Source organism: Pyxidicoccus fallax, assembly GCF_012933655.1.
In the GTDB taxonomy this organism is placed as follows: domain Bacteria; phylum Myxococcota; class Myxococcia; order Myxococcales; family Myxococcaceae; genus Myxococcus; species Myxococcus fallax.
Map to the genome: position 1 here is coordinate 1 of NZ_JABBJJ010000570.1, position 4,526 is coordinate 4,526.

Consider the following 4,526-nt stretch of genomic DNA (forward strand, 5'->3'; position numbering starts at 1 on the left):
TCTGTCGCTTGAAGATGGGCACCACGCTGCCCGACGAGCCGAGCACCGACGCGGGTGAAGCCCCCGCGGGCGTGGTTCCCACGCTGGCCGCCCCGCGCGACACCCCGGTGGAGGTGCCCGCCGTCGACGTCGACGCGCAGACGGGCACCGTGGAGGCCGCCCCGCCCACCACGACGCGAGGGCCCTTCCGCACCACCGCCGACGAGGCCCGCGAGCAGCTCGCCCGCGAGGAGGCCGTGCGCGCCGCGAAGCGCATGCAGCAGGTGCGCACGCTGAGCATCACCCTCTTCGCCATCGCCACCGGCCTGCTGTTCCTCGGCCTGCTCTACAACTTCGTCTTCAAGCCGGACCCCGGCTCCATCAGCGTCGAGCACACCACCACGCTGTGGGTGACGTCCAAGCCCGCGGGCGCGCAGGTGAAGCTCAACGGCAAGGACGTCGCCGGCCGCACGCCCCTCATGGTGGAGGGCGTCATCGTCGGCGAGGCCAACACCCTGGTGCTGACGCTGCCGGGGCACCTGGCCTGGACGCGCCGCTTCACCCCGACGTCGAAGATGGCGGAGCCGGTGAACGCGGAGATGCAGCCGATGACCGCGCCCCCCCTGCCGCCGCCCGCGGTGGTGCCCGTCGCCGTGGCCGCGACGGACGGCGGCGCCGCGGTGGCCGTCACGGGCGGGGATGCCGGTGCGCTCGCGGTCGCCGACCCGGACGCGGGGACGTCCGAGGCCGCCGGCGAATCCGCGCCCGACGAGACGAAGCGCGCCATGCACGAGGTGGACTACCCCACGCGCCTGCTGGTGCTGCGGCCCATGTACAACGCCGCCCCCATCCCCGAGTACACCACGGCCACCATCGACCTGAACCCGGGGGCCGCGTACTCGGTGTGGACACAGGGCAACGCCGCGCTCACCGAGGGCCGGGGCACGGCGTCCGGCACGGTGGCCTACTTCCTGGAAGGGGACCTGCCCGCGGACAGCAGCTTCGGCCTGCTGGGCGCGTCGCCTCGCACCCTCAAGGGCGCGCGCAAGCTGCACGTCTTCGCGCTGGACGACAACGGGCCGGAGGACAACAGCGGCTCCATCCGCGTCAACATCCGCCAGTCCGCGTACATCCCCCCGCGCTCGCTCACGTTCGACGCGAAGGAGCACGCGCTGCAGCTCAAGCCCGAGCACCAGGTGGTGCTGCGCGGCCTCAACCCGCGCTCCACCTACCTGTTCACCGTGCGCGACGACTTCGCGGAGCTGCGCGCCAGCCCCAACGGCCGCGTGCGCCAGGTGCTGTGCGTGGAGCGCGGCCCCGACGCCGGCTCCGTGCGCGCCACCCACCGGCTGCTGGAGACGGGCAAGCGCTACCAGGTCACCGGCACCGAGGACCTGCGCTGCACCTTCCCGGACAGCAAGGTCGCCGACAACCAGGGCGCCATCGAAATCGACCTCGTCGACGTGACGGCCATGTCCCGCAAGGAGCGCGCCGAGGCGCTCAAGGGTTCGCGCCGCTCCGAGCGGTAGGACTTCCGGGGGCAGGCGAGCGGGCGGGGGCTTCGTGCCCACTCCGGACTCCAAGCTTGCTTCGCGCGTGGAGGCCTTGTGTCCGGCGGGTCACGCTCCCGCAGTGGGGGAGATGCCTACCCTCATGGGCGTTCACCCACTACGCGGAGTGTCACGATGGTGCCTGTGCTTTCCTCGACTGCCCTGGTCCTCCACAACCTCGGCCTGGCGACCGGCTTTGGCGGAACCCTGTTCGGGAAGATTGCCCTGAACCCGGCGGTGAAGGTGATTGACCGGAAGGAGGAGCGAGGGCAGGTGGCGAACGCCGCCTGGAACGGCTTCAACATCGTCAACGCGGTGTCCGTGGGTACCGCGGCGCTCACGTGGCTCATCGGCCGCGCGAAGCTGACGGGGAAGGAAATCGACACCGAGACGCGCGGCCTGGTCATCGCCAAGGACGTGCTGCTGGGAGCGACGCTGGCGCTGGGCGCGGCGAACATCTTCAGCGGCGCCAGCCTGGCGGCGCAGGCCCCGGAGGGCGCGGTGCCCGCCGAGACGGGGGACACGCCCTCCATCGAGACGCCTTCCAAGGCCCGCAAGCTGATGAAGGCCATCGACGTGATGGGCATCGTCAATCTGGCGGCCATGGCCGGTGTCATCGGCATCACCGCGCTGCTGAACATGAAGGCCGGGACGTCGTCCAGGTGGGCGGCGGTCACCCGTTTCCTGCCGTAAGGGCCAGCGTGGGCCGCGGAAGCACGGCGGCCCGGTTCGACAAGGACGGGAAAGGCACGTGGGCGCGGGGCCGAGGCGGGCACCGGGCCCACGGGTCTTTTGGCCGTCTGCCCTATTCCTCTCGCGAGCGCATCAGCTCGGCCAGCTCCCTGTCTCCGGGCAGGGGGCTGCGCTCCAGACCGGCGATGACACCACGCCTGTCCACCTCGCCCTTGTTCTGGCTGAGCTTGAACTTGCCCTCCAGCCGCGAGACGCGGACCTCGAAGGCGACGATGCCCTTCATGAGCCGGCGCACATAGTCGTCCACGGCCTCGGGGCGCCAGGGATTGGGGTTGCCGGACTCGTAGAGGGCGGCGCTGTCACGCAGGATGCGCAGCACCGCGTCCGGCGAATCGACGACATGCGGCCGGCCGTACGCATGCACGGTGGCATAGTTCCACGTGGGCACCTGCGGCGCCGTCGTCGCGTACCACGTGGGGGACACGTAGCCGTGCGGCCCCTGGAAGAGGACGAGCACGTCCCGTGCCTCGGCGAAGGCGCGCCACTGCGGGTTGGGCCGGGCCATGTGCCCGGACAGGCGCACGGTGCCCGAGGCGTCCCGCTCGACGAGGAAGGGCAGGTGCGTGGCGAAGGGCGCGCCGTCCTCGCCCACCGTGAGCAGCGTGGCGAAGGAGTGCTGGCGCATGAGGGCGAGGAGCCGCTCCGGGTCCTGCTCCTCGAAGTGGCGAGGGATGTACATGGCCTCATGCTTGCCGCCGGAGGCGCCGCACAGTCAACCCGCTCACGTGGCGGCACAGCGGCCGATGTGTCGCTTCTTCACGGGCGCCGCGTGAGGCCAGCCGAGGCGGCGGGGGGCCCCGACGGTGCCGGGTCACTCCTCCTCGTCGGGCGAGTCCTCGCCACCGGACTCCGCGTCGGCGCACCAGTAGGCCTGCATCTTCCGGAGGAAGTCGGGGGTGATGGGGAAGCCGGAGCGCGCGCCGAGCACGGTATCGAGGCCACACTCGGGACAGAGCGCCGTCTCGTCCTCGTCCACCCACTCGCGCACGCGGTCCGGAGGGAAGGTGGCCAGGCAGTTGAAGCACCCGCACAGCTCGCTGGCCAGCACCTCTTCGCGGTGCTGATTGGAACGCTCGTGCGCGCGGATATGGTCGGGAAGCGGTTTCTCCACGGCACGACTCCAGGCAGGAAGACTCGGGCGGAGTTCACCACGAAAGCCGAGGCTCCGTCGTGGTGCGTCCGGTACCGGGCCCACGCCTGGAGGACTTTCCGCACCCCTGTCGCGAGCGCGATGCACCCGCAGTCCAGAAGCGGGCACGTGAGCCCCTCCCGGCGCGGGCTCACCTGCGCTGGAGGGGTGGCGCGTCGGCGGCGACGGTGACGGCGTTGTTCATCCCCATCACGAGCCGCCCTCCCGTGAAGGCGATGGAGCGCACGGCGGAGGGAGTCTCATGGCGCGCGAGCACGGACAGGTCTCCGGCGCTCAAGGCGACGACGCCCACCGGGCGCGAGTTGAGGGCCAGCCAGGCCACGCTCCCGTCGAAGGCGAGGATGCGAGAGACGTCGAGCGGGTCCGAGCCCCGCGACAGGTCCGCGTGCGCGAGCGTGAAGACGCGCTCCCCCTCGCGCTCCAGCACGTGGACCTGCCGCCCGTTCTCGACGACCAGCGCCCTGCCCCGGGCGAGCGCCAGCGCGGTGAACTGGTCGGTGGTACCGGGCAGCTCGCCCCGCGCGATGTCGTCGAGGGACTCCCCGGAGAACCACGTGAGCAGGAACCGGGCGCTGCCCGTCGCGCCGTCGTAGAAGGCCTCGCCGAGCAGCAGGTCGCCCCGGTCCGCGTCCGCCACGAGCGTCCAGCCCGAGGGCACCACGCCGTCCGGGTGTCCGCCCCGGACGAGGTCCTCGCGCTCCGGGGACAGCACGGCCCCATCACATTCGCGGGGCAGCGCGAAGCGACGCACGCGGTACGAGCCCGAGGGCAGCAGGGCCACCTGGAAGAGCCGCCCCCGCGAGGTGGCCAGCGCCGCCGGACCGCCCTCCACGCGCACGCCGCCGCGCTCCTCCAGGACGCCGGTGGGGCCCGGCCGCAGACAGCTCAGCCGCGCGGTGCCCTCCTCCTGCGAGACACCGGGCTCTCCCACGCTCACCGTCGCCAGCTCCCATGTGTCGTCCTCCGCGGACCTCGGCAGGAGCCGGAGCCGCTGCGCTCCGGGCGCGAGCGCCATGCCTCCACCGAGGACGACCGGCCCCTCCGAGGGTCCGATGGCGAGGCGGTGCACGGCGAAGGGCCCCACCGCCGTGACG

Annotated in this window: 4 protein-coding genes and 1 pseudogene; 2 read left to right on the forward strand and 3 right to left on the reverse strand. The window is 72.2% G+C overall.

Annotation, left to right across the window (positions count from 1 at the left end; genetic code table 11):
- The coding region (locus HG543_RS51735) for a PEGA domain-containing protein (protein WP_169352379.1) at nucleotides 1-1,508 on the forward strand (1,508 nt) is incomplete at its 5' end.
- A 156-nt stretch (nucleotides 1,509-1,664) separates the two neighbouring features.
- A complete protein-coding gene (locus tag HG543_RS51740) occupies nucleotides 1,665-2,222 on the forward strand; it encodes a hypothetical protein (protein WP_169352380.1) in 558 nt (185 codons plus the stop codon).
- A 112-nt stretch (nucleotides 2,223-2,334) separates the two neighbouring features.
- On the opposite strand, the gene HG543_RS51745 is transcribed toward HG543_RS51740, so the two are convergent.
- The 3 genes and pseudogenes from HG543_RS51745 to HG543_RS51755 form a co-directional block, all read right to left on the reverse strand.
- Entirely contained in the window at nucleotides 2,335-2,961 is a 627-nt protein-coding gene (locus HG543_RS51745) for an FMN-binding negative transcriptional regulator (RefSeq protein ID WP_169352381.1), read from the reverse strand.
- Between the two features lie 132 nt (nucleotides 2,962-3,093).
- Entirely contained in the window at nucleotides 3,094-3,393 is a 300-nt protein-coding gene (locus HG543_RS51750; protein ID WP_211194765.1) for a hypothetical protein, read from the reverse strand.
- 169 nt (nucleotides 3,394-3,562) lie between these two features.
- Nucleotides 3,563-4,526: pseudogene (locus HG543_RS51755) on the reverse strand (hypothetical protein); the annotation flags it as partial.

Excerpts from the sequence above, each read along its gene's own strand:
- HG543_RS51740 (WP_169352380.1), top strand. The coding sequence starts at position 1,665 with ATGGTGCCTGTGCTTTCCTCGACTGCCCTGGTCCTCCACAACCTCGGC.
- HG543_RS51745 (WP_169352381.1), bottom strand. The coding sequence starts at position 2,961 with ATGTACATCCCTCGCCACTTCGAGGAGCAGGACCCGGAGCGGCTCCTC.